Origin of the sequence: Pseudomonas sp. GM17 (genome assembly GCF_000282175.2) — a bacterium.
GTDB lineage: Bacteria > Pseudomonadota > Gammaproteobacteria > Pseudomonadales > Pseudomonadaceae > Aquipseudomonas > Aquipseudomonas chlororaphis.
Window position 1 is genome coordinate 3,377,034 of the sequence record NZ_CP124732.1, and the last position, 23,922, is coordinate 3,400,955.

General features: G+C 60.3%; 11 protein-coding genes and 1 pseudogene. All 12 read right to left on the reverse strand.

Annotated elements, in window-relative coordinates:
• Window positions 1–20: 20 nt before the first annotated feature.
• The 12 genes and pseudogenes from PMI20_RS15315 to PMI20_RS15370 all read right to left on the reverse strand — a co-directional run bounded on the left by PMI20_RS15315 (window position 21) and on the right by PMI20_RS15370 (window position 23,888).
• Complete coding sequence (locus PMI20_RS15315; protein ID WP_007925567.1) at window positions 21–755, reverse strand: flavodoxin family protein; 735 nt, start codon at window positions 753–755, stop codon at window positions 21–23.
• 91 nt (window positions 756–846) lie between these two features.
• A complete protein-coding gene (gene glyA, locus PMI20_RS15320; RefSeq protein WP_007925572.1) occupies window positions 847–2,202 on the reverse strand; it encodes a serine hydroxymethyltransferase in 1,356 nt (451 codons plus the stop codon).
• Window positions 2,199–3,200: an alpha/beta fold hydrolase gene (locus PMI20_RS15325; RefSeq protein WP_007925575.1), complete on the reverse strand. Its 1,002-nt coding sequence runs from the start codon at window positions 3,198–3,200 to the stop codon at window positions 2,199–2,201. Before PMI20_RS15325 ends, glyA begins: the two co-directional genes overlap by 4 nt.
• Complete coding sequence (locus tag PMI20_RS15330; RefSeq protein WP_157173157.1) at window positions 3,193–4,371, reverse strand: hypothetical protein; 1,179 nt, start codon at window positions 4,369–4,371, stop codon at window positions 3,193–3,195. The genes PMI20_RS15325 and PMI20_RS15330 overlap by 8 nt, the downstream gene beginning before the upstream one ends.
• Before the next feature lie 625 nt (window positions 4,372–4,996).
• The gene (locus PMI20_RS15335) at window positions 4,997–5,566 is read right to left on the reverse strand and encodes a type 1 glutamine amidotransferase family protein (RefSeq protein WP_007925578.1); all 570 of its coding nucleotides are present in this window, start codon (window positions 5,564–5,566) and stop codon (window positions 4,997–4,999) included.
• A 638-nt stretch (window positions 5,567–6,204) separates the two neighbouring features.
• Entirely contained in the window at window positions 6,205–10,677 is a 4,473-nt protein-coding gene (locus PMI20_RS15340) for an RHS repeat-associated core domain-containing protein (protein ID WP_007925589.1), read from the reverse strand.
• The gene (locus tag PMI20_RS15345) at window positions 10,674–11,939 is read right to left on the reverse strand and encodes a tetratricopeptide repeat protein (RefSeq protein WP_007925590.1); all 1,266 of its coding nucleotides are present in this window, start codon (window positions 11,937–11,939) and stop codon (window positions 10,674–10,676) included. Before PMI20_RS15345 ends, PMI20_RS15340 begins: the two co-directional genes overlap by 4 nt.
• A 16-nt stretch (window positions 11,940–11,955) precedes the next feature.
• On the reverse strand, window positions 11,956–12,588 hold the full coding sequence (locus PMI20_RS15350; protein WP_007925591.1) for a hypothetical protein: 633 nt from the start codon (window positions 12,586–12,588) through the stop codon (window positions 11,956–11,958).
• A gap of 1,471 nt (window positions 12,589–14,059) precedes the next feature.
• Window positions 14,060–15,826, reverse strand: coding sequence for an RHS repeat-associated core domain-containing protein (locus tag PMI20_RS15355; protein WP_284173251.1), 1,767 nt, complete (start codon window positions 15,824–15,826; stop codon window positions 14,060–14,062).
• A 2,765-nt stretch (window positions 15,827–18,591) separates the two neighbouring features.
• Window positions 18,592–21,435, reverse strand: a pseudogene (locus PMI20_RS30975) (SpvB/TcaC N-terminal domain-containing protein); the annotation flags it as partial.
• Window positions 21,432–22,091 (reverse strand): hypothetical protein, encoded by a 660-nt coding sequence (locus PMI20_RS15365; RefSeq protein ID WP_007925593.1) that lies wholly within the window; start codon window positions 22,089–22,091, stop codon window positions 21,432–21,434. The pseudogene PMI20_RS30975 and the gene PMI20_RS15365, both read right to left, overlap by 4 nt.
• A gap of 63 nt (window positions 22,092–22,154) precedes the next feature.
• On the reverse strand, window positions 22,155–23,888 hold the full coding sequence (locus PMI20_RS15370; protein WP_007925594.1) for an Ig-like domain-containing domain: 1,734 nt from the start codon (window positions 23,886–23,888) through the stop codon (window positions 22,155–22,157).
• Window positions 23,889–23,922 lie beyond the last annotated feature (34 nt).

Sequence of the window (23,922 nt, forward strand, 5' to 3'; positions counted from 1 at the left end):
TAGCTGTTGGGCTGCGCAGTTCAGTCGCCGACGACATCGAAGTTGCAGCCGCGAGCGGCCTCGAGCTGGTACATGTCGGACTTGGCCGGGACGAAGAACGTGCCGTCCTTGCCCTCGCGATGGCGCTCCCCGGGTACCGAGACCGGCAGTGCCGCCTGCCCGGTGACTCGTTCGTAGTCGCGCATCAGGCGGGTCATGGAAACCATGCGATCGAGCATCCGGCGCAGCATCTCCATGCCTTCCTTGTCGCCCAGTACTTCGCCTTTCTTGTCGCCCACGAGCATGGCCGGGAAGCCGTAGCCGACCATGATCATGCGGTTGAGCAAGGCGCACTGGAGCATCTGGTTGTAGACCTCCACATGGCCCATGCGCCGGCCGGTGACCATGACCCCGGCAACCTTGTTGGTGAGGGTGCGATCGTGGCGCAGGAACCCGGTCCCGACCCGCTCCAGGAATGCCGACATCAAGGGCGTGGCGCCAAAGCCATGGACGGCGCAGGCGAAGATCACCCCATCGCTGGCTTCCATGAGTTGCACGGCGCGCGCGGCGTCATCCTTCTGCGCGCAGGGCTCGTCGCGAAAATTGCAATCGCCGCAGGCCCCGCAGGGGTCGATCTTGGCGCTGGCCAGTGAAAAGACCTCGAGAATCACATCCTGCTTTTCCAGGTACTCGGCCGCCCACTCCAGCGCCTTGGCATTGTTGCCATCCAAGCGTTCCGAGCCGTTGATGGCGACATATTTGATCTTGTCCGTCATGGTGCTTCTCTCTTCTTAGCGTTTGCGTATTGGCCGGGCACGACGATCGCCGGACCGTCGTGCCATGTCTCCAGCGGTGCCGGAGACTGCTTCAGCCTGCCAGGTAGTCAGCGATCGGATACTTCACGCACAGTGCCTCGGCCTCCGCGCAGAACTGCTTGCGCAGCGCCGGGTCCAGGGTGAACTCGCTCTCGCCGAGCGGAGTCACCTGGTCCAGGATCCGGCAGAGCAGGTCGACGATCTGCCGGCATCCCTGCGGGTCGACATGGCGCTGGGCGAGGGCGCCGGTACCGATGCGCAGGCCACTGGTGACGAAGGACGAACGTGTTTCGCCGGGCACCCGGTTCTTGTTGACGATGATTCCGCAGTGCTCCAGCGCGGTCTCGGCGATAGCGCCGGTCATCGCTGCGCGCAAGCGAATCAGAATGGTGTGGTTTTCGCTGCGACCGCCCACCACCTCATAGTCCCGGGCCTGGAATTCGCTGGCCATCACATCGGCCGCGTCGCGGATGCGTTGCATCTCGGCATCGAATTCGGGGGTCATGGCGTAACCCAGCGCCGCGGCCTTGGCGGCCATCATGTTGACGGCCGGCGCGCCTTGCATCCTCGGGAACACTGCCAGTTCGAGCACCCGGGCGAAGGTCGCATCGCGGCCGGGGACTTTTTCATTGGCGTCACGGCCCGAGAGAATCAGGCCGCCGCGGGGGCCGGCAAGCTGTTTGTGGGTGCAGGTGGTGGTGACGTGCGCGGCGTCGATCGGGCTCGGATGGCGCCCGGTCGCCACCAGGCCGGCGATATGCGAGATGTCGGCCATCAGGATGGCGCCGGCTTCATCGGCGATCTGCCGGAAGCGCTCGAAGTCCACGACCCTGGAGTAGGCCGTGGCGCCGCAGATGATCAGTCGCGGCCGATGCTTGAGGGCCAGCCTGAGGACTTCGTCGTAGTCGATCAGGCCTTCCTTGGTGGTGCCATAGCCGATGGCCTTGTAGTAGGTGCCCGAGAACGTCACGGGGCTGCCATGGGTCAGGTGGCCACCGTTATCCAGGGCCATGCCCAGTAGCGTGTCGCCAGGTTCGAGCAGGGCGGCGAGCACCTGGTAGTTGGCGCTGGAGGCCGAGTGCGACTGGACACCGGCATATTGCGCACCGAACAGCTCCCGGGCACGGTGGATCGCCAGGGACTCGACCAGGTCCACGTTTTCGCAGCCGGCGTGATAGCGGCGTCCGGGAACGCCTTCGGCGGTGACATTGACCAGCGCGGAAGACGAAGCCGCCAGGGTGCGGGGCTTGACCGCGCAGCAAGAGGCGACCAGCGAGAGGGTGCGTTGCTGGCGAGCGACCTCGGCGTCCAGGATCTGCGCCAGTTCGGCGTCGTGTGCCTGAAGATCGGCCAAGCCGCGCTTGAGCAGATCGGCCTGGGTGAGAAGTGGTTGATGATTGACTGTCATGACTTGCTATCCCTTCCTTTGGTGTTGTGTGCTGCGAACGCCAGCACGGTTTCCTCGACCTCGCGCACATGGGTACGCACGAAGTAATGCCCGCCACCGGCCAGGGTTGCGGCCTGGGTAACGTCGATGAACGTGCGCCATTGCTCCAGTACCACTTCGGGCTCGGCGGTAGCCGGATCTTCATCGCCGAGCAGGAGCAATGCCGGTACGCCGTGCGCCGGGTGCTGCGCCAGGTAGCGATAGGCCTCGCAGGCGATCAGATGGTCTCTGCGGCCGCGGGCCAGCATGCTCTCGACCTGGCTGTCGAGCAGTCCGGTGAAGGCGCCCAGGGAACGCAGGTAGTCGGTCCAGGTCTGGTCCGCCGTGGTTTCGGCGGCGCGAATTGCGGCATCGGCATCCAGCACCGGGCGCGAGGCTGCAACCACCAGTGACAGGCTCTCGTGCCTGTCGGCCATGCTCGAGGCAATGCACGCCGCGGTGGCCGCTCCGGCGCAGTGGCCGTAGATCACCAGGCGGGCGGCGCCGATCTCTTCGATCTCGGTGGCAAGGGTGTCGAGCAGGGCATGGAAGTCCAAAGCGTCCTCGACCTTGAAGTCACCGAAATCCACGCCGAAAACCTGCACATCCTGCGTGCCTTGAAACAGGCTGCGGTAGGCCGTGGCGTCTCCGCCACCGAAAGGCACTGCAACCACCGCGGTCGAACCCGCGGCGGCTTGCGCATCGCCAAAACAGACCAGGCGCACGGCTTGTCGAGTGGCTTCGCAGAGGATGCGCCGGGCCAGGTCAACGGCCGTCGGGTGCTCGAAAAGCGTCACGATGGGCAGGTTGCAGGACAAGCGCGACATCACCCGAATAGCGTCGAAGGAGTCGCCGCCGAGGTTGAAGAAATTGTCAGCAGGGTCGACATGCGGCAGCTTGAGCACCTCGGCAAACGTGGCAGAGACGCGAGCCACTTCGTCGGCGAGGACGCGTTCATCGAACTGGATGTTTTCAGTCATTCCATTCACTCCTATCCATAAGTACATCAGCGAGTTCATTGAGCAGGTGGGTGGCGGCACTGGCGTCGCAAAACGGCCCCTCGATCTCCAGGAGCAGTTGCGAAGCACCTGTGCGGCGTATTTCGATTCCCACCGGAAACGTCGCGCTCATCACCTGCGAGGCCGGGATGCCGCGCCTGCCCGCGCCGTTGATGAACAGCTCGGACGCCCGGCAGCAGGCCAGTGCCTGGCGCGCTGCGGGACAGCGACGAGCACGTGCCTCAAGGCTGGTTTGCCCGGGCAGCAGTTGTTCTCCAGGGGCTGCGAAGGAGAGCGGGACAAGGCCCGTCATCATGCCGATGGCATCCAGCTGGTGAGCCGGGCGCCAGTCATGGGAGGAACACAGGGTGTCGCCCTCGGCGATGACATCGGCCCGCCGCAGGCAGGCCAGGAGCGTCGCCAAGGGTGGCTTGCCGACATTGATCGTGGCGATGTCCAGGCTGCGTTGCAGACTCACTCGCTGCCCTTGGGCATTGAAGGCCAAGGGCCCGGTTTGCAGCAGGCGCACTGGCGTCATCGGTTGCGCAACAACTGTGCGCAGCCCGTCCTCATCGTGCCCGTGCAGGGCTTGCGCCTGGACATAATCGTCATAGCACTCACGCCCACGACGCATGTGCGCCAGGGCTGAACCGACGTCAGCGGATTGCGCTGCTTGCAGCCGCCGCGCCAGCACCTCGAGGCTATGTTCGTCGGCCAACCCATGATGGATCGAGAGGAGGCAGTGCCATCCAGTGTCAGTGGCCAGGCTGCCGGCGGCAAATAGCGCAGTGCCGGATCTGACAGCCAGCTGGGCCTTGCGCAAGGCCTCGGCAGCGCTGCTGCCACGAACATCGAGCACTTCAAGATACTGGCCCAGCTCTTCGCCCCACCCAGCGATCACCAGCTGGCGCAAGAGTCCGAGATCCGGGTCGGCCCCGTCCTTGAACGGTATGACCGTGGAAACTTCCTGGGCGACCCCGGTGTAGAAGCCCTGGGCGACCATGGCCCTGGCCTCGACGCTGAGCCTGGCGTCGGCAAGCGCCTGCATCATCCCCAGCCGTTCGATCGATTCCGTGGCCGGGCCTTGAGCTGTTGTTTTTGACATGTCCGATCCTCGGCGCGCAGGCATCATCCGGCGGCGATTTCGATCCATTGGAGAACGCATTTCCGGGCACCCGCAGCTCTCCCGTCCTGCGGGAAGGCCATAAGGCGCGCAGCGTTTTTTGTACGACGGCCTTAGTCGGTCATATCGTAAAAATGCGTCGGCTTTTTACTTGCTTCGAGCGGGCCGATCAGTTTCTAAGGCGCACGCAAAGGAGGGAGCCTGACGGAATGTCGGGCAGGGTTCCGAGGGGGTAGGAATCATTGCTTGCAGCATTTCGCTCATGGGCCGAGGTGCTGAAAGCGGGGGTTTCAAGGGGGGCTGGCAGGTTCCGGACAACAATATCGGCAAACAAAAACATTAAGCCATTCCTTAGCTTGGGTAGGAAAAATGTCGCCTTTTGGGCGATCTAAATAAAGCATCCTTTGATACGGCATCAGGTAATCCCTGATTTGGCAGGGGATGACCCTGCTCGCCATAGGGGAAAACCTTAGTAGGTAATGTCGTAAGTGCAAGTAAGTTTTTTCCGATTTTTAAAAAAATTATCGGACCGCTCCAGGCTGCGGTTCAGCCGTGGAAAACATGCGGACCTGCCATCAGCAAAGCCGGAGGTGCGCCACGGCCAAGTAATAGGCCGCGGCGTCAGGGGAGGGGAGAAATAGAGGAAAGCGGGGGCTCAGCAGTGAATGTGTTCAGCCGCATGCATGGCCAGGTAGGCATCGAGCTTCTTGTCGTTCAAACCCAAGGTACTGAGAATTTGCGCCATGAAGCTGACAGGCGCGCTACCAGGAGCGGTGACCACACCCTGGTCGGCAACGGCATAAGGCACATCCTGGTAATAATCCGCTCCGCGGTAATGCACCTGCTTCAGGTTCTCGGCGGAGTTGGACGTATGCCGCACATGATCCAGCACTCCGGCCTGGGCCAGGACGCGAGTGCCGTCACAGATGCCGGCAACGACGATTTTCCTGGCGTGGGCCGCACGAACCAGCGCCTCGATTGCGGGCGCCTTGTCTGTTTTCCAGACAGGGCCTCCCGTCACGATCAGCAAGTCGACATCGTCCAGCTCGATGGCTTCGATGGCCAGGTTCGGGATGATGGTCATTCCTCCGGATGAGGTCACTTGCTGGCCACCGGGGGCTGCGAAACGAGTGTCGAAGCCATAGTAGGCTCGCCCCGTGGAGTTGATGAGTGCGGGTTCCCAGTCAGAGAAACTCTCGGTGAGAATAGTGACGGCACGTACCATTTGAGTGTCCTTCTCAAGTATCCATGATGATCGGCGGCAATGATCCAGAATGCGGGTCCTGGCCGGTTGCCATCGAGTGTAGGCGCTGGCGCGTCGCTGAATGACGGGGCTGAGTATCGGCGGGATGGGGCTCATTCGACAATGACAGTGGTCAAAGGGGCGGCGGGTTGAGGATTGAGGGTGGTGTTGCCTACAGGCTGCGGTAACGAGTGTGGTTGGGGCGAGCATTGATGATATGGCGCTCAAGGCGCCGTTTGTATCGGGTGGCACACCAGGACAGGTACTGCTTTAGCAATCGAATGACCCGCCATGATTTGGTTATGGACAAGAAGCCATTAGAAACAAAGGAAGTTACCGAGGATAAAACTCCCTCCACAGAAGTAATCAGTAATCCAAATCACGGCGTCCCAGAGACTGGAACCTCCAGCAGGTAAGCGTTGTGATCGACCAGGATGTCTTGAACCGCCCCAGGAGCAAATGCCCCACCTTGCCGTGCCTGCGATTGAACATCGCATCTATAACCCCATTTCTAAGCATGGTGAAAACAATGCCGAAAAAGGGTTCGCCATTCATATAAAGAAGGCCGTTATCTCGATGATCTAGATCTGATTCTGCCACTCGTCTCACGATAATTTTCCTCAATCTGTCAACGCTATAACGCCACGAGTGAGTTCTAAGCAGTTTCCGCATCTCGGCATCGGTTCGCCCGCAGGCTCATTTTTAGTTGCCTGTGTGCGAATGTTGTAGACAGCAAGCTCACTCAGCTTCGCCTCAGGCCGCGCCTGAAGTGCTGCGCAAATAGCATGCACTTCGGAATGCGTGCCTGCTGTTCCCACACTTCGAATTGGGCGCGGCTCAATGTCCGGTTCTTCTTTGGTTACAATAAAATCTAGTTGACCATCTTCTGGCTCTGATTTCACGACCCGTATCTTTAGTTCAGCCAACTCACTCAACTCAAGATATTTGGATGGTTTTCTTTTAGTATTTTTCCCATAATCAGGATTTTGTCCATAAAATACTCTTCCCGTCGTAATATCCATTACTACCGAAAGACATGGCCCCATATTCGAGCCAATCTGAAGCTGCTGCCCTCCCTCGAGAGTTACATAGGTTGGTCCGGATTCCCCTCTGGCTCGTTCTTCTTCGCGTTTAGCGAGTCCGGCTTTCATCACCTCCCAAGCTGAATGGGCCTGCGCTGCGAGTCTTTCGCTCCATGAAGCATGCCGAGGGGAAGCGTGAGATGTTAGATCCATGCCTTCAGATGCGACTCCACTTCCATACGGAGCTTCATTGTTGCCCTCAGTGGCTTTATGAGCGTCCTTTAGCCCCAAAACATCCACCGCTGCCAAGGGATTCGCCGGATAGCTATAGAGATTAATGCCTCCTTCTTGCCCCATCGGATCCGACTGCAAATACCGTCCCAACCTCGGGCAGTACACCCGAAACCGATTGCAATGCAGCCCCGTCTCCCGCTCGAACCAATGCCCCGGCCATCTCAAGTCGTATTCGACCGCATTCCCCTCGGCGACGCGGATCAGTCCGTACGGGTCGATGTCTTCCGCTCGCCAAGCCTCCCGCCCCCGGGCATCCTCGATGCGTTCCGGCAGGCCGACCTGGTTGCAGAAGACGAAGTACGCACGCCCCGATTCGGGCGGGGCGTCGGGGGTGTCGTAGTCGAGGAACAGGAAGGGCAGGAAGGCGTCTTCGTTGGCGTAGACGTAGAGCCGTAGCCGGCCGTCGGGCGCGGTTTCGGCCGCGAGGCGGTCGCCGTCCCAGTGGTATTCGGTGCGGGCCTGGCCCAGGGTCTTGGCGATACGTCGGCAGAGGCCGTCGTATTCCGCTGTCCAGGCGTCCGGGCGGTCGCTCCAGCTGACCTTCGCCAGCAGGTCCATGCTTTTGTAGTGGTAGCGGGTGCTGTGGCCATGGGCGTCCACCACTTCGCAGAGAAGGTTGCGCTGGTCGTAGCGGTAGGTGCCTGCGCTGGAGGTTTCCAGGCGGTTGCCTTCGCGGTAGCGCATCCACGGCACGGCCGGGGTGGCCAGCAGGTTGCCGCCGGGGTCGTAGGCGTAGTGGCGTGTCGGCGAGCCGTCGCGGATTTCCCAGACGAGGCGGTGGGCGGCGTCGTAGCGGTATTCGCGGAGGCCGTCGGCGTTGCTCTCCACCCGTCGCAGTTCGCCTTCGCCGCTGTAGTGGTAGCGCTGCCAACGGGTCGCTTCGGGCTGGCCGGAGGGCCAGTGCAGGCGGCCGATGCAGCGACCGTCGAGGTCGAAGCGGCGCAGTTCGCGGCTGCCGTTGCCCAGGGCCAGCAGCAGGTGGCCGTCGGCGCCGCGTTGCAGGTGGTGGGTGCCGCCGTCCGGGGTGTGGATCAGCAGAGAGCCGTCAGGCTGCATGGCGTAACCCACGGTGAAACGGTCGAAGTAGGTGGTCCGTGCCAGGTGCCGGCCCCGGTACTGGTGGCGCACGCCCTGGCCGTCGCGCAGGTCGCTGGTGCGCCGGTCCGCCCAGTCGTGGCTCATGCACACCTCGTGGGTGTCGGTAGAGGCTTCGGTGAAGTGGCCGCGTTCGTCGTAGCGGTAGCGGTGTTCTTCGCCGGAGGCCAGCAGGCGTGAGCTGTGCAGGCCGTTGTCGCCCACTTCGAAGCGCAGCAGCAACTCGCCGTGGGCGTCGCGCTTCTCGATCAGGCGGTCGCCGGTGTCGTAGGCGTAGCTTTCGCGGGTGACGCCGTGGCGGACGACGCGGGTGATGCGGTCCTTGTAGTCGTAGTCGTAGGTGCTTTCGTTGCCGTTGGCGTCGATGACCTGGCGGACCTTTTCGCGCCGGGTGTAGCCGTAGCGCACGCTGTGGCCGAGCAGGTCGGTCTCGCTGCCGCGCAGGTTCCAGGAGGTGGTGGTGTAGCGGTACTCCTGGCCGTCCTTGTCGGTGAAGCGCACCAGGTTGCCGGCCGGGTCGTGTTCGAAGTGTTCGCGGCGGCCGTAGGCATCGAGGCGCTCCACTATCCGGCCCAGCACGTCATGGCGGGTTTGCGGCGGCAGCGGTTCGGGCAGGGCGAGCACGTCGGTAGCCAACTCGGCCAGTTCGGCCGGCAGGTCGAGGGGGGCGGCGGGCAGGTGCTCGAAGGCTTCGCCCCACTGCAGGCCGAGCGGCGTGCCCGGCACCTTGTGTTCCAGTGGGTTGGGCAGGTTGGGGGCGTCGTCCTTGGTCGCCCAGACGTTGCCCCAGCGGTCCATGCGCCCGATGTTATGGCCGTCCGGGTCGTAGAGCCAGCGCATCACGCGGCCGCCAGAATCCTCTTCTTCGAGGATGTGGCCGTCGGCGTGGGTGAGGATGTTCCGTTCGCCTTCGTAGGGGTCGATGACGCACACGACGGTGCCGGCCTCGTTGTAGAGGAACAGCCATTCGCCACCGTCGGCCTCGGTGACGCGGGTGCGACCGGGTTCGTAGGCGAGGTCCACCCGCCACAATTGGTCCTGGCCTTCGCTGTGCACGCAGCGGCCCTGGGCGTCGTAGGCGTAGGAAAAGGAGTAGCCGTTGCGGTCGGTCACCCGCGTCATGCGGCGCTGGGCGTCGTAACCGTGGGAGCCGCTGTGGCCGAGGGCGTCGTACCAGGTGGCGAGGCAGCCGGCGCCATCGTATGCGTAGCGCGCCACGCTCAGGGTGTGGTCGGGCCGGGCTCGCAGCACCTCGGTGATGTGCCCCTGGGTGTCGTAGTGGAACCACCAGGTTTGCAGGGGCTCGCCGGCTTCGTCGACGTCGCAGAGGCATTCGAGCCGGCCGTCGGGGTGGTAGCGCGGGGTGCGGCGGATGTTGTCGATGACGATCCCGGCCAGGCGGGCCTGGATGTCCGCCGGGCCGCTGCGTTCGAAGCCGAGGATGCCGTGGCGCTCGTGGCGGAGGATGAAGCGGGTCGGGCTGGACTGGCTCAGCGTATAGCCGCCGAAGGTGCCGGTGTAACGGCCGTCCGCCTGGCGCGGGAATTCGTATTCCCGGCGGCGCGGGTCGATGTACAGGGCGCGGGTGCGCAGCAGGAGCAGTTCGTGCTGGAGGCTGTGGCGGAAGCCGAAGCCCAGCGGGCCGTCTTCCTCGCTCCAATGGCTGTAGTAGTAGCGCTCCCAGGTGAAGCGGCCGGGGCCCTGGTCCTGATAATCGACCAGTTCGTCCGCGCTGGCGCCGGTAACCGGGTCTACCGGGTGGCCGGGGCGGTCGCAATCGGGGTTGGCTTTCTTGCTCTTGGGGGCGGCGAGTTCGGGGAGCTTCTTCGCTGCCTTGGCCAGGCCGCCCGCCACGTCCATGGCGTCGGGCAGGGGAAAGCCGCCGATCAGCACGGTGGGGTTGCCCATCGCCAGGGTGCCGGTGCTCGGCGGGACGCCGGGGTCTTTGCCGAGCAAGGCGCCGAGGGCCATGGTGGCGGCGTCGGCGGCAGCCTGGGCGGCGGTCATGGCCGCTTCGCCGTCTTCGCCTCCCTCGGCCTGCGCCGCCGCCGAGAGGCCGCCCGCTGCCGCACCGGCGGCGGTCATGGCCATGCCGAACTTGCCGAAGGCGGAGGCCGGGTTGCAGTGGCGGGTGATGTCCAGGCTCATGCGGGCGGCCCGCGAGCCGCCGATGTAGGTGTTGCTGGAGCCGGTCCAGATGTCGTAGCCGGGGAAGAAGCTGCCACAGGTGGGCGCGATGCCCAGGTCGCCGGCCCGCGCGGCGGGGATGCCGCCGATCAGCACGCTGACGCAGCACGAGCCCAGGGTGGTGCCGAGGCTGGGCAGTGGCGCGTTGAGGCTGGGCGGGTGCGGATGGGCGTGCGGCACACCCCGGTGCGGCACGCCGAGCACTGCGGCGGGCATGCCCGGCGTGAGGTGGTCGAGCGGTGAGACCAGCAGCGCCAGGCCGGTGTTGAGCAGCTCGAAGGGGGCGCCGACCACGGCCAGGGCGGCGTTGACCCAGTGGCTGACCACACCGACTTCGCCCTGTTCGGGCGGCGGCGCTTCCTGGAACGGTTGGGCGGTGTTATTGACCACCTCGGCCAGGGCATCGACGCTGGTATCGCCGGTGGGGGCGATCAACGGTTCCGCGGCCGGTTGTTCGCCCGCTTCGGGGAGCTTGGCGGTGGTGTTCCAGTTCATTGGACCGACTCGACCGGAGCGGTTTTAGGCGTGCCATCGTCCAGGGCGGCTTTTTCTGCCGTGAAGCCGCGTACCTGTTCACGCAAACCGGCGTCGGCACAAAGGGCGATCAGGCGGTCGAGGATCGAGCGGCAGGGTTCGAAGCAGCCGAACTGCAGGGCCAGGTCCTTGGCCGTCACCCAGGTGCGCGCCGCTTCGGTGAGCTTGCCGGCCCCCCGTTGCGCTTCGCCGAGCTGCTCCAGCGCGTCGAGCTTGGCGTTGAGGAACATCAGCTTGCCGGCGCAGCGCTCGGCCAGTTCCAGATAGCCTTGCGCTTCGCCGCAGCGCCCCAGGCGCAGGCAACTACCGCCTGCAGCCATCAGCAGGTTCAGGGTGACGCTCAGGTCATTACCGTCGGCGGCTTGCGCAAGCGCCTGCTGGTAGCGCTGCCTGGCCAGGGCATGATTGCCCTGGCGGGTCGCGACGTCACCCGCGCCACCGAGGGCCAGCGCCTGGCCGATGCTGTCGTTCTGCTGGTGGTGGTAGGTATGCAGCAGGGCGTATTTCTGCGACGCCTGATCGAGGCGGCCATGGGCCAGGTCGAAGGCCGCGAGCTGGGTCAGGGCCTGCATGCGCTCGGCCACTGGCAGCGCGGGGTCGTTGACGCTGCGGACCAGACCGTCGGCTGCCCTGGCGACGGAGAAATCGATGCTCAGGACGCAGGTGTGGCGGGCCTGGGCGTCGGCGAACCGGGGCAGCAGGAAGGGCGCGGCTCGGTCGTCGCGGACGATGAAGCGCTGGCCTTCCATCCACGGCTCGACATCCTCGAGCGCCAGCAGGCGGATAATCAGTTCCAGGTAGCCGTTCGGGTCGCCGATCGAAGCCGGCGCGAATCCCCAGACGATACAGGCGTGCGCCGGCACGCAGCGGCGAATGTGCTCGATGGCGGCTTGCAGCCGCGCTGCCGGCTGGCCCGCAGGGTCGGAGCAGGCCAGCGGCAGCGGCGGCCACGGTGTTTGCTCGTCCTCCACGAGGAATTCGTTGCCGGCGCGAATCTGCATGGCCAGCGAATCGATGCAGCGCTGCAGGTAGGCGGCACTGTCCGGGCAGTCGAACGGAAAGAGCAGGAATATATGGCTGGGCCATTGCCGGTCCCAGTTTTTCAGGACGCCCAACGGGAAGGCACTGTCGCAGTCGGCCATGTCGAGGATGAGCGTGGGCTGGTCGGGTTGTTCGATGAACGCCTGCAAGCCGGCTTCCATCGTGGCGAATTCACGCTGCATGCATCAGCCCCCGTGGTCAGTTCAGCCGGATGAAGCGACCTCGCAGCACGGTTTCGGCATCGGTACGGATATCGACGCCGCCACGCCCGCCACGCAGTTCGATGGCCTCGGCCCGCAGCCGCAGTTTGCCGTCGACCTGCAGGTCGACATCGTCGCCGATCAGGCGAACCACCGGCCCCTGGCTGGAGCCCTGGACCTCTATCAGCGGGTTGCCGCGGGCATCGGCGATGCGCACGCACTGGCCGGAGGGCACCGTTATCGTCTGGCTCGCTTCGCTCGGGGGCGGCTGTATTGCGCCGGGACAGGGTGGCTCCAGCGTGGCGACCACCAGGGCTTCGGGCCAGTTGGCGGGCTGCTCCAGCAGGACGCGGTCGCCCCGCTGCGGCACCACGGTGCGGACGCATTCGAGCCATCGTGCGACCTGTTCGCTGCCCGCCGACCAGCGCACGAACACGTAGCCGGGCAGCTCGGGATGATGGGTATCGATGACTTCGCCGAGCAGGGACCGGGGGCGTTCGCTGATGGGACTCGGCGTGGCTTCCAGTTCCTGCCGGGGCGGTGTCCGGCTGCGTTCCAGCAGGTCGCGCAGGGATCCGACGGGATCTTCCGTGGAGGTTTCGGAGGGCAGGGGAGTGGGGGTGGGTAGCATGTCGATCGCCTTTTATTGGGCTCCGCCCGGAGGGAGCGGGAGGTCACGTCATGGCGCCGACAGCGGGAACTGGTGCCGGTGGGGTAGCGAGGGGAGGACGTTCTCGGCCGGGTTTCTGGGCCGAGCGCCTGGGTTCCATTCGAACGCGCCTGCACATCACGGGCTCGTTGGCATTTCACACGGCGTGCGGGAAGGACTTGAAACTTTCGGAGAGAACCAATGGGGAGGGTCAGCCAATCTGCCAAACGCCGGTAATTTGCGGCGAAACATCCTTTGCATTTGGCTGAACGATAAAGGGCGTCATCGATCAGCGTGTTCACTTTGAATAATCCGTTATTTGCAGTGATTGATTTCCATTAGTGAGAAACGGTAGCTCAAGGCGAGGTTTGACTTCAACGAAACCGAATATAACGATTATTTATCGATGAGCCGTTGGTATGTAATGTGTGGAATTTGTATGTGTTTCACATTTAGCGTGACCGGGCAGAGATGCTTTTGTTTTTTGTTCTTTTTTTCTTATGTATTTCAATGTTTTGCAAGTATCGAAATTGCAGTTCGCTGGACGCCCCCATGAAATCGAAAAGCAGGCGAAACGAAATCTAGATGAAGTCTTATGGCCAGCATTCTGATTGCTAATAATGCTTTCATGCTGATACTTATCATGAGTGCTTATTGCAAAATAATCTTTCAACAAACGAAGTCATCCAAGCATTCAGGCAGCAATCTGAATTGAGGCTTCGGCTTTTGGCATAGGAATAGAAAGCCTGGATCGCCCGCAGATGTGCAGCAATAGTGTTGTAAGCGCGGTACCTGAGTTTGAGTTGGACGTAGATGAACGGGACAAGTATCGGCAACGGTGCCGCATCTTCAGTTCGCACGAGCAGCGGTACACGCTGACCGGAAGAGAAGCGGCACTCAAGGACTCGTCATGAACACGAAGGACATGGCCCGTTGAGAGAGTGGACGTCTGGGCCTGTGAGTTTAATTCGTCGCCTCCAATGAAAAAGCTATGTTGCTCGTCTAAGTCCGCACCCTGTTGCAAGTAATTTGTTACACATAGAGTGATCCAAGGAAGCCGGAGATCCGTTTTTCACCTTTGAAGCAAACGCAATTAAGCTCAGCAACAAAATTGAAAGAGACGCCAAGAAATGGAATTTCCTAGGTTAACTCGGCAGTTGCTAATTGACCCTGAGCTTTGGAGTATGACCCGATCAGGTGCGCGGACTGGTCGGGGCTTTCGGTATCATGACGCAGTAGCTGCTTGGCTTGCTTCATTGGCGTGGAGTGGCGAAGCCACTTGGACGCGGCTCATTCCAGAAGGTGTCGACGACCTTACCTTGCACGGACCTGAGCCTGAGTTTAGAGCCCAGCTCAAGGCCAGGCATGATCCTGGGGGCTACCGGTTTATCTCCGAAGGCTGAGCGCTGATCAATTTGTCACCCAGTTACTGAGCGGTACTCTCAAGTTGCTTCTAATGCCGTTCAGGACTGCGACTTCTTGAACTGGAGGAGGAGCTAACGTCAGGAGAAATGGAATCGGTCTTCGTCCTTCGAACGATCCCTGGTGTGGGTGAGTTGCTACGTCGATACTGATGAGTTTTCATGTTGCCCAGGTTCGGTCTCCCGGGATGGAAAGTTGCCCCCCAAGAATCGTCGTGGCTCGTTGCTGTCAGGTTGCTCGTGTAGGCCACTCCCAGGCTGTGATAGCCGGCCTCGGTGCGGTAGGCCGTATCCTCACTGAATTTATCGGCACTGAAACTTCCCTCACCAACAGGCGCACGTTTGCGTCGTTTGAAATCGTTCACAAGCGCTTCATTACGAGATCCGGACGGTAGGAAAGCTATCAGTGTTCCCGTCGGCTCGGTAACGCTACGACCCAGATTAAAGAAACCGTTCAGAATACTTTCATTCATGCCCATCACACTCTTGGTGGCTTTATGTTGCGGTGAAAAAACCTCACTGAGCATGAGCGTCGTAAGACTGGACATATCGGTTATCTGCGGGTCTTTACTCCCGGAGCCATGGGGTATCAAGGCGCTTGAGTATAGGTAGGCTTCATCCGTCGGGAGCACTTTGAAGCCTTTATCGATGCCCATCACTTGCAACTTGCTAAGTCCGTAGCCAGCGTGGGGGTTGTTGAATACGAGAGTATCGAAGCGGTCGCTACCGGTACTCTCCTTGGCCCAGTCGGCGAGCGCTCCCCAGCTTTCCTTCGATGTAACATCCAGTTGGGAGGGGTAGTAGTGAAGGTTGGTGGGCATGTTTTTCGGTGGGGGGATGAGATCGTATTGTGTGACGATGATCGTAGCGTCTGGGTGTTTTTTCGCCAGGGCAACGGAGTAGCTGAAGTCTTTGCCTTCGCCGGCAATTAGAATCCGCATCATCCCGTTGGGGTCGGAAAAAATGATCGGGTTGTCACCAACATAACAGTACAGATTCAGGCCATCGTCCGGGCCGGATGGGTCGGCACTGAGCCAGCGACCAATGGAAGGTTGGTAGTAACGTGCGCCGTAGTAGTACAACCCCGTGACCTCGTCACGCTCCTTGCCGGCATATCGGTAACGCTTCAGTTGGACGTCCGTTGCATTATCGCCGGCCATGAAGCTTGTCCCACCGTAGGGAAAGTACTCTTCATAAGTAATGATCTTGCCGGATGAGTCCAGCTCCATCACGGCCGAGCCCAGATTGTTCTGTAATTGGTAGCGCAACTGTGGCGAAGCAACGCCATCGCCTGGAGAGCCCACAGTCCAGACCAGACGCTGCGCCAGGCAATGCTCGCCATCCATCACGCGAATCGTGCGGTACTCATTGGTCAGTTTGTTATTGACCAGGCGCCGACGAATCTCCAGGCCATTGATATAGACGGTATCGTCCAGCATCTCGGTCGTGCCGGTATTGCCAAACGTGCGGGAGACTTTGCGCAGCCGGGCGCCATTGGCATCATAAACGTAGAACTCAGTGTCGTCGGTAGCGTTTGCGCGCGCAACCAGGGTGACGTTGGCAAGGCGGTCGGTATAGGACCACTGTGCACCCGGCACTCCAGCCCATCGAATCTGATTGCCGGCGGCATCGAAGAATTCATCGACCCGGGCAGGATCTATTGTCAGTGTCGCGTCTACACCGTGATTGCTGGTTGCCGAGACCGTCACTTCCCGGGTGGTCGGTATCGCTCCTTGATGCTGTATGCGCAATAGGTTTCCGGAGAGATCATAACTGTAGGTCCTTGTGTAGTTTTGCAAGGCCTGGCCGTCATTCAACGCAGGGGGGGGATAAAGTCATTGCTACCTTCACCCACCCCAGGGTGCTCGCGACCGCTTGCGCTGATCAGCCTGTAGGCGGCGTCATAGGTGTAGCTGGACTGCGGGTCGACTTGCTGGTTGGCGTTGAACACCACCTGCTGAGACGTGTCGGCGATGGAGGTAATGTTGCCTGCGGGATCGTAGACGTAACTCAGCGCCTGGAGCGTTCTACCGTCCAGGGTATGCTGCGACACCAGCGTCTGGAGCCTGAACGTCCTAGGCTCGTAGGTATAGCGCGTTGCCACGCCATTGGCGTAGATGATCTGCTGGCGCTGCCCCTTGGCGTCATAGGTGATGCTGTCGACATACACTTGGGTGACATCGGTGTCTGCCGGTGTCAGTCTGACCTGGGACACCAGGCCGGTTCTTGCATAGGAGTAACTCACCCGATCCGCCGTTGCATCGTTCACGCGGCGCAATGCCTGAGTCTCTACACGGTTCAGCGCATCGTAGGTCCAGTCGGTCTGGAATTTTTGCGTGTCGTCCAGCTGCTGCCAATCGGCTTCCTGAGAGAAATCGATTGCCAATTGCCGGGTCTGACTCAACAACTGCCCTTGAATCGAATAGGCCGCATTGACCTCCACCCCGGCACTGTCGAACAGTGTGTAGAGCTGACCGCGCAAGTTAAGTCCCTGGGCGTCGGGAGCTGATTCGCCGTATTGCATCTTGCGTACGGTTCGAGGAACTGTCTCGTGGGCTTCGGCAACTTGAACTTCCAGCAAGCGTCCCAGGAGGTCATAACTGCTTGTCTGGATTGCTCCCCGGCTATCTCTACCCCAGATCGGCTTGCCGGATACATTATTGATAACCCAGCGAGTGCCACTGTCGACACAGGTACTTTTGACCTTCTGCCCATCAAGGGTAAAGATCACCCTGATGTTTTTTAAACCTTGTGCAAGCATCCTGTCGTCTGCGCTGTCCAGCAACTGTCCCTGGACATCGAAGTGGTTGAATAAGGTGAGCCCTGCAGCCTCCAGACGTTGGTTCGTGCCCAGGGGCGTAAGCAACTTGGTAACCCGTACTGCCTGACCCAAAGCATTGAACTGGCGAACGGTGGGGGTGTTGAAGAAAACAGCAGCCTGCTGCAGCGCTGCGCGCTCCCGAGGGTCGAGTGTCGGGTCGTCGATGTGGGTACGGTAATAATCAGAGTCGAGCACCGTATCGTTGGTGTCGAACAAGTGCTCGGACCACGGGCAAAACAGGGTCTTGGTAAAAAAACCCTTGGGGGTGTCGACACGGATCTTACGGTTGAGCGGATCGTACAGAATCAGTGCGCTGACCCCGAAGCTAGAAAGCTCTTCGTTGCTGACATAGCCTCGGTCTGCACTGAAGAAGGGCTCGTACTGTTTGATCGGATTGCCCTTGTTGTCATAGATCGTCCGCCCCGAAACGACCCAGCGCTCGGCGCCATGAGTCGAGGTGACCGAGTGGTCGGCATTGACTTGCCAGCTCGGCCCCGGATCGACCAGTGCCTGACGCTGGACAAGGCGGCTGAAGCCATCGCTGTACTGCATCGAGTATTGGACACGGCCGGTCAACTCGTAGGTTTCAGCTTGCAGGGTGGTGGCGTGGACAGGGATTTGACTGGGCACCGTCGCTAGCCGTGCCTCAACACCTGCTGCGACTTGAGAGGACAAGCCTGGCAGTTGCAATGGCATACCGATGGGGTGTTCGCGCCAACGCTTGAGTACGGCGCCACTGCGGCTGATATAGCATTGCTCAACGAGCGCCTCCCACACGCTGGACAGTGTGTCGCCAAGCCCGTTCAGTACCTGAGGTGCGATCCGCCCGCACCAGCTGAATAGATCGTAAGTGGTGTAAGTCGCAGCGCCTTGCAGGTAGGTTTGTGGCTGAGCAAGTGCCGTCTCCAAGTCAAAGGGCTGTTCCTGGCGATCAAGGGCAAGTGGTTCGAAACCTGTTGGTTGTTTACCTTGCAGTCCCCTGAGCGAGGTTGCCCACACCATACCGAGCGAATCGCATAGTGCCTGCGATACCGTTTGGTTGGGGTCGGTAATTTCCCACGGAGTGAGCGTTCGATAGTCGATACCGGTAACGCTGGTCACGTTACCCAAAGCATCTTCACTGCGCACAAGCATCAAGTCATAAGGGTCATATTCCAGGGCTTGTCTCGCACCAAACGGATCGATAATGTCGCTGGGCAGATAGTAGTTATTGGCGTCCAGAAAGGTCTGGAGCAGGCCCGGGTTCCACCACAGGCCATCGTTCTCGATGTATTTTCCGTTCTGTGCCAAAAGCTGCGTAAGGTCGGCTGCACTCAGGACACCGTCATAGACAGCTTGAAGATCAGTTGGCGTTGCCAGTGCGGTCCATTGTTGACAGAGCAGCCCCTGTGCGCTCGTCTGCCCCAAAGGCAGTGCTGCTCGTGTCGCAGGGTCCCAGTAATAGCTGCGATAACGGCCGAGCAAGGTCAAGTCGGCCTCAGGATCCGCCAGGGCTGTGTCGACCAGGCGGGCAAGCTCCTCAACCGTATAGATCTGGCCTGAAGCGGCCGGCGGGGGAGACCTCAGTAACCAGTTGCATGACTCCACCGGCTGCCCCAGTAAGCGCACATCGATCCCCGTCAAATCAACGAACCGGTTGACATTGCATGTGACGTAACGTTGCGATTGCTCCGGCAACCGAGTGGCGATGTCGGCGCGGCGCGGGTAGGCGATGCTAGCGCGGCGCAGCACACTGCCGTAGTCATCGACCTGCAAGGTCACATCCTGGGTCGTACGCGGGTCATCCGGATTACGTTCGTAATGCAAGCTCAGCGTTTGCAGTGGATAAGCGAAAAACACCGCATGCTGCTTTCCGTTTGGCAGTTGGATTTGACGTACGTCATAGCTGTTTTCCACAACCTGGTAAGGCGTGCTCTGCGCGTCCGTCGAATCCAGACCATAGATTTCCTGTCGTAACTGAAGGCCCTTGAGCGCCAGATGAGCCTGACGGACGGACTCGGCACCCGGCTCTCCCTGCCATTGGAAACGGGCTGGCATAACCTTGGGTGCAGCGGCGTCAGCCGCGAAATAGTCGCTCGCAAACGTGTCACACAGGCTGCCATCGTTCATCCAGGCCCCGGTGTGATACCAGGTGCGGGTCAAAGACGGCGGGGTGTGGACTTCTGCGGTGTTGGCGCTACTGGCGAGGTACTCTTCCCGGCTTTGCGTGTCGGTATGGTCGACCTGTCCAAAGCCACAGAACTGGCGTTCTATAGGGTCGTAGTAGCCATGACGATAATTGAAGGTTGATACCAATCTCGTCTGCGAGACGCTGTCTATGGCATCTATCCGGTCCACGACTTGGACCGGAAAGGGCAGTTCGGTTACCCAGGGACGCCCATTGCGCCGATCACGCAGTGCATAGGTAGTGGAAGGCTGGTAGGCGATATGGGTCGACGCTCCCATGTTGTTATCTACCCGATTCAGCAGGTAGGGTTTGGTGCGACAGCCAAAATCATAGGCTAGCGGTCCCGGCAGATGGGTATCGCTGAACACCAGCGAGCCGCTACCGTTACCACGAACGTCGGCGAACTGGATCTTGCTGGCTGGCCCCCAAGTGTTTGGCAGTGGTATCGCAATAGCATCGGCAAAAGCATTGCCGCTGTGGTTCATGTATAGGTCGATGTGATCGGCGCGGGCATACAACAAGTCGATCGTACCGGAGCCGTCGATATCGGCAAGGAACAGGCGCTCGATGGAGAAGTCCGAACCGAACTGCGGAGCGTTGCCCAACTGGACCCTGCTGCCGAAACGTCCAAACCCGAGATTGGGCCATACCTCCACCGAACCGTTGGCAATTCTCACCAGATGCTCTCGGCCTGATCCAAACATGTCGGTCATCTGCAATACCACCGAAGACGACTGCTGGGTTGCCTGCGGTACGTCACTATCGCGTGGTCGCACGAGCACCGGCCCGTAACCTTGGGCACCCAGCGAGGGGTAGACACGCACCGATTGATCGTCCAGGTACACGACATCGTTCAGACCGTCACCGGTCAGATCAGCCAGCAAGCTGTCGGGCGACAGCAGATCGCGAGGGACCGCAGGTAATACCTCGAAAGGTGCCCATCCGCCGTCTGCCAGGGCCTGGGCATAGCGCGAACCATCAGCACTGGCGGCGACCCACGCCGGACGACCGCAACCGGTTATGTCCAGCAGCGTCGAGCTCCCCTTGAGTCCCAGACTCGGGAGGGTCATGGGCGCAACAGGAGGGGTGTAGAGAATGACTTCATCGCTACCGCCATCCGGCTCAACGCTCTTGCAAGGTCCCTGTGGGGTCATGTACAGCACGGTACTTTGCGACTGAAACAAAATGCCAGGGAGTCCTTGCCCTTGTAGATCGACAAAACGATACCAAGGCGCGGTTCCGACTGACGGAACCGGCACTTCATCGTCCCGAAGCAACGCCTCGAAGCGACCACTGTGAGGGGCGAATTGAGTGTAGCCAAACTCCAGCGGTGGTAAGGCTTGGCTGATGTAACCCTGCGCTGTCGATTGACAACCCATAGCCTCGACCATGACCAGCCGCGAGGTGACCGGGTTCTGATCGTAGGTGAACCGAGTCAGCCGGACCAACGCCGGTTCGTCGCCCAGCTCCTTGAAACGATGAAACATCAGTATGTGTTGGCACAACCGGTGAGTCCGGATCTCAAAGCCGGCCGTGTAGGTTGAAAATGGATCCTGTCGGGCTGCCCATTGCGCTTGCTCTGCAGGAAAGTAAGGCTGTGGGGGCAGTGGATCGAGTGTGTATTGGCCGTAATCGAAAACGGCTTCGAAATGCCATTCGGTGGTGACCAGATCATCAAACGAAAACACCGGCTTGTCATTCCCGTAAAGAATACGCTCAGGGTATCGATTGGCTGTCTGCACGCGTCCCTGTTCGTAAATGGCAGCGGCAACATTGGCAGTATTTTCAGCCTGATAGGTGTACAGCGTTGCATCGCCATGAGCGGTGATTCGATCTTCGATCAACCAGGAAAAAATGTGTTCAGGCTGTGAAGGGTCTGCGATACGTGCGTCAGCCGTTCGACCGAAATGAGTCTGAGTGTTGCCCGCGTCGATGATTCTCCAGAAGCTGCTTTGTGTCTGCGTGTTGATCCATTGTTCGATCAGGGCAAAACCACCTTCGCGGCAAGGTAGATAGCACTTGATAGTGTGGCCGTCTTGTTCGCGGGACGGGGTCGAACGATCTTCAACAAGCAGCGTTCCATCAGGCAGAACATAAGTCTCGGTACCGTCATAACGAGGTTGCCCGGTGGATGTACGGCAGGCAATCGCCGGGATATCGACGCTAAAGCCTAATCCGAAGATGCCATTGCCTGCTGCCGACTGATACTGCAGTGAAAGCGCAGGAGCACTGTCCTTGCAAGCGGTCAGAGCTATTGGAACCACCAGCGTCGCCGCCCCTGTGAACGCATTGGCTGAAAACGTTTCACCGAGACCTTGAATGGCACCACCGCCCTTTGGCAGGACAACGTTCGATGGTTTGATTCGCGGCTCTTGCACTGCAGGAGGGTCTTCAGCGGCGTCGGTTTCGGGAGATATCATTTTATCGTTCCAGCGTGTTGAACATGCGTAAGGGGATCACCCCAACGGCTATAGCCGGGACGATCAGGATGCGCCCCTGGACATTGCTCATCGCGTAACCGGGCTTTTTTCCCAGTGACACAACCACAGAGTTCGCAGATTTTGCGATTGCTGTCACCAGTCAGGGCTGCGCCCACCCGGTAGGCCAGTTTGTCTGGTGTCGCGGTGTGATGCGGGCAGGCCTCACAAGCGCTAAGCCGTCGCTCGAAGAGATCGTTGTCGGTGGTCTTGAATCCTCCCCGTCCCCAGGCGACGAAAGAGCGTGCCGCCTTTGTCAGCAGCGCACTGTTACTCAGCTCGATGCTCGACGATCGGGAACTTTCATCGCTGACGAGCGGGTAGGTTTCGCCACTGTTTTCGAGTCGTTGGGCTGGTTGTGGATGCGCCAGCAGATGGTCACGAAAGGCAGGGGCAGTGCGTGCGGTAAACAGCGTGGTGGCGTACGTGGGGTTATCGATAATGGCGATGAATACTGCTCTACTGACCGGCCCATCCAGGCCGAGATAACGACCTGTCTGTAAACAGCCATCGTCGAGGCTGGTAAACGCCTGAAAGTCAGGAGGCATTGTTTGATTGTCGCTGATTGTCATGTTGAACACCTTTATGCCGAGGTACATGAGCTGTCTCTAACCAGGGGTATCCACCCGGATGGATACCCCTTTGGTTCTGAGTCGACAGCGTCAGCAGGAAGGGGACTGGAAGGCAGCCCGGACATACTGCGGATTCAGGGCATTTCCATCCACGGAGAGCAGGTCAGAGACCGTCACGGTGTACGTTACCCCCGGTTTCAGGTCGGCAGTCAGGTTGACGGTATTCGGTTTGCCTGGGGGGCAAACCACGCTGAGCACCTTGGCCGTCGGATGAAGGAAGTAGTTGGCGACCTTTTGTGCCTCGGCTTGATCCAGCGGGTCGCTGAAGGTCAGCGTCACTGGCGCCTTTATGTCCGCCCCTGGAATGGCATAGAGCAGCTTGAGCGTGGCCGGCTGGGGGCCGCCGGCGCAGGGAGGGGAGGGTTCAAAAGAAATCGCCCGACGGTACGTTTCAATGCGGCAGTCCAGATCCGTAGCATGGCAACCGGTTTCAGGATGGTCTGCCTTGGTCGGGATATAGCCGAAGAATGCCTCTACCTGGTTGATCGCATCAAAGATAACGGATGGATAAAGCGGGTTGAATACGCTTTGCAGAACGGAGGGTGCCAGGTAGTCCGCGACTGATTTGCACAGCAAGCCTGTAGGCCCTACCGGTTGCGAATCCGAGAAACGGCTCACCAGATACCCCAGTACCAACGCCAGTCCTTGCCACTGCAATGCTTCGGCACGTACCAGGCCACCTTGCACCAGGACATACTCTTTTTTATCGAGTTGCAGCGAAAAAGCGTTGGCCTCGCGACTTGACGCATCCAGGATGAAGTGGATGTTCGGGTAGATGGCCTGGAAGAGTTTGAACAACCACAAACAATAGCCGGCTCGTTGCGGGTCACGTACCGAATAAGCCTGTTGGGAGTGTTGCGCTTCCTCAGCTTGAATCTGGGTCAGGAAACCCTGGTTTATGGCCTGTGGCGGGATCTCCAGGGTAAACCCATGGTCGCCCTGCAAGGTAATTCCACCAACACCTGCGCCTGCGCTGCGCAATGAGGTGGCGGCGCTTTTGCTGGCAGAAGCCAGGAACGTAGCCAGAGCCTGTTTCGGGCGCGCCGAAAGAGTCACACCCTTGATGCTCGCAGCGTGGGCATTGACTGCTGCGTCATGGGCTTGGGTCGTCACGGCGGGCTCGGTACCACGCTGAACCGCCAAGCCTTGGTCAGCCAATTCGTCGTAGAACAACTGCACGGAAAAGTCGCCAGACAGAATGCCATCCGTGTCGATCAGGTGCCCATCCAGATTGATAGGCTGCCCGATGGAGGTCGAGATATTCCACACTCCGCCCGTGTAGCTTTTGACTTCCAGCCTGGTGACCTCGGTGGGCGTGCCGTTGGCCAACAGCACCTGATAGCCAGGCCGTAGCATCTGCGCCTGGATCAGTTTGCGGTCCGCTCCCAGAAAGGTGTGATTCATTGTGACGGTGACGGTGATCTCTTCTTTGCCAACAAGGAATGAAACATAGGCCATTTCCGGTTGGACACTGGTCACAGTCGTCCCGTTGGAAAAGGCAACGTCACGCACTTGAGACTGACCATTGGGATCGTACGCCAGCACCGGATCACCGACCACAAAGGTCTGAATGGATTTAGTCTGCGTGGCCGACTGACGTACCGGGGTATCGAAGGCCAGGCAGGAACAGGTGCAATTACAGCATGCCCCCGTTGAGTCGCAGACCAGGACAAGATGGTTAACTGGCCATCCATTTGCTTTACACGTGTTATTGATTTGCGCCGACACACCGCTACAGTGTTGGGCACTGCACATATCCGTCATGGTGTTTCTCCTTGTAATGAACGCCAGGGTGTTA

Excerpts from the sequence above, each read along its gene's own strand:
- PMI20_RS15315 (WP_007925567.1), bottom strand. The coding sequence starts at position 755 with ATGACGGACAAGATCAAATATGTCGCCATCAACGGCTCGGAACGCTTG.
- glyA (WP_007925572.1), bottom strand. The coding sequence starts at position 2,202 with ATGACAGTCAATCATCAACCACTTCTCACCCAGGCCGATCTGCTCAAG.
- PMI20_RS15325 (WP_007925575.1), bottom strand. The coding sequence starts at position 3,200 with ATGACTGAAAACATCCAGTTCGATGAACGCGTCCTCGCCGACGAAGTG.
- PMI20_RS15330 (WP_157173157.1), bottom strand. The coding sequence starts at position 4,371 with ATGGATCGAAATCGCCGCCGGATGATGCCTGCGCGCCGAGGATCGGAC.
- PMI20_RS15335 (WP_007925578.1), bottom strand. The coding sequence starts at position 5,566 with ATGGTACGTGCCGTCACTATTCTCACCGAGAGTTTCTCTGACTGGGAA.
- PMI20_RS15340 (WP_007925589.1), bottom strand. The coding sequence starts at position 10,677 with ATGAACTGGAACACCACCGCCAAGCTCCCCGAAGCGGGCGAACAACCG.
- PMI20_RS15345 (WP_007925590.1), bottom strand. The coding sequence starts at position 11,939 with ATGCAGCGTGAATTCGCCACGATGGAAGCCGGCTTGCAGGCGTTCATC.
- PMI20_RS15350 (WP_007925591.1), bottom strand. The coding sequence starts at position 12,588 with ATGCTACCCACCCCCACTCCCCTGCCCTCCGAAACCTCCACGGAAGAT.
- PMI20_RS15365 (WP_007925593.1), bottom strand. The coding sequence starts at position 22,091 with ATGTACCTCGGCATAAAGGTGTTCAACATGACAATCAGCGACAATCAA.
- PMI20_RS15370 (WP_007925594.1), bottom strand. The coding sequence starts at position 23,888 with ATGACGGATATGTGCAGTGCCCAACACTGTAGCGGTGTGTCGGCGCAA.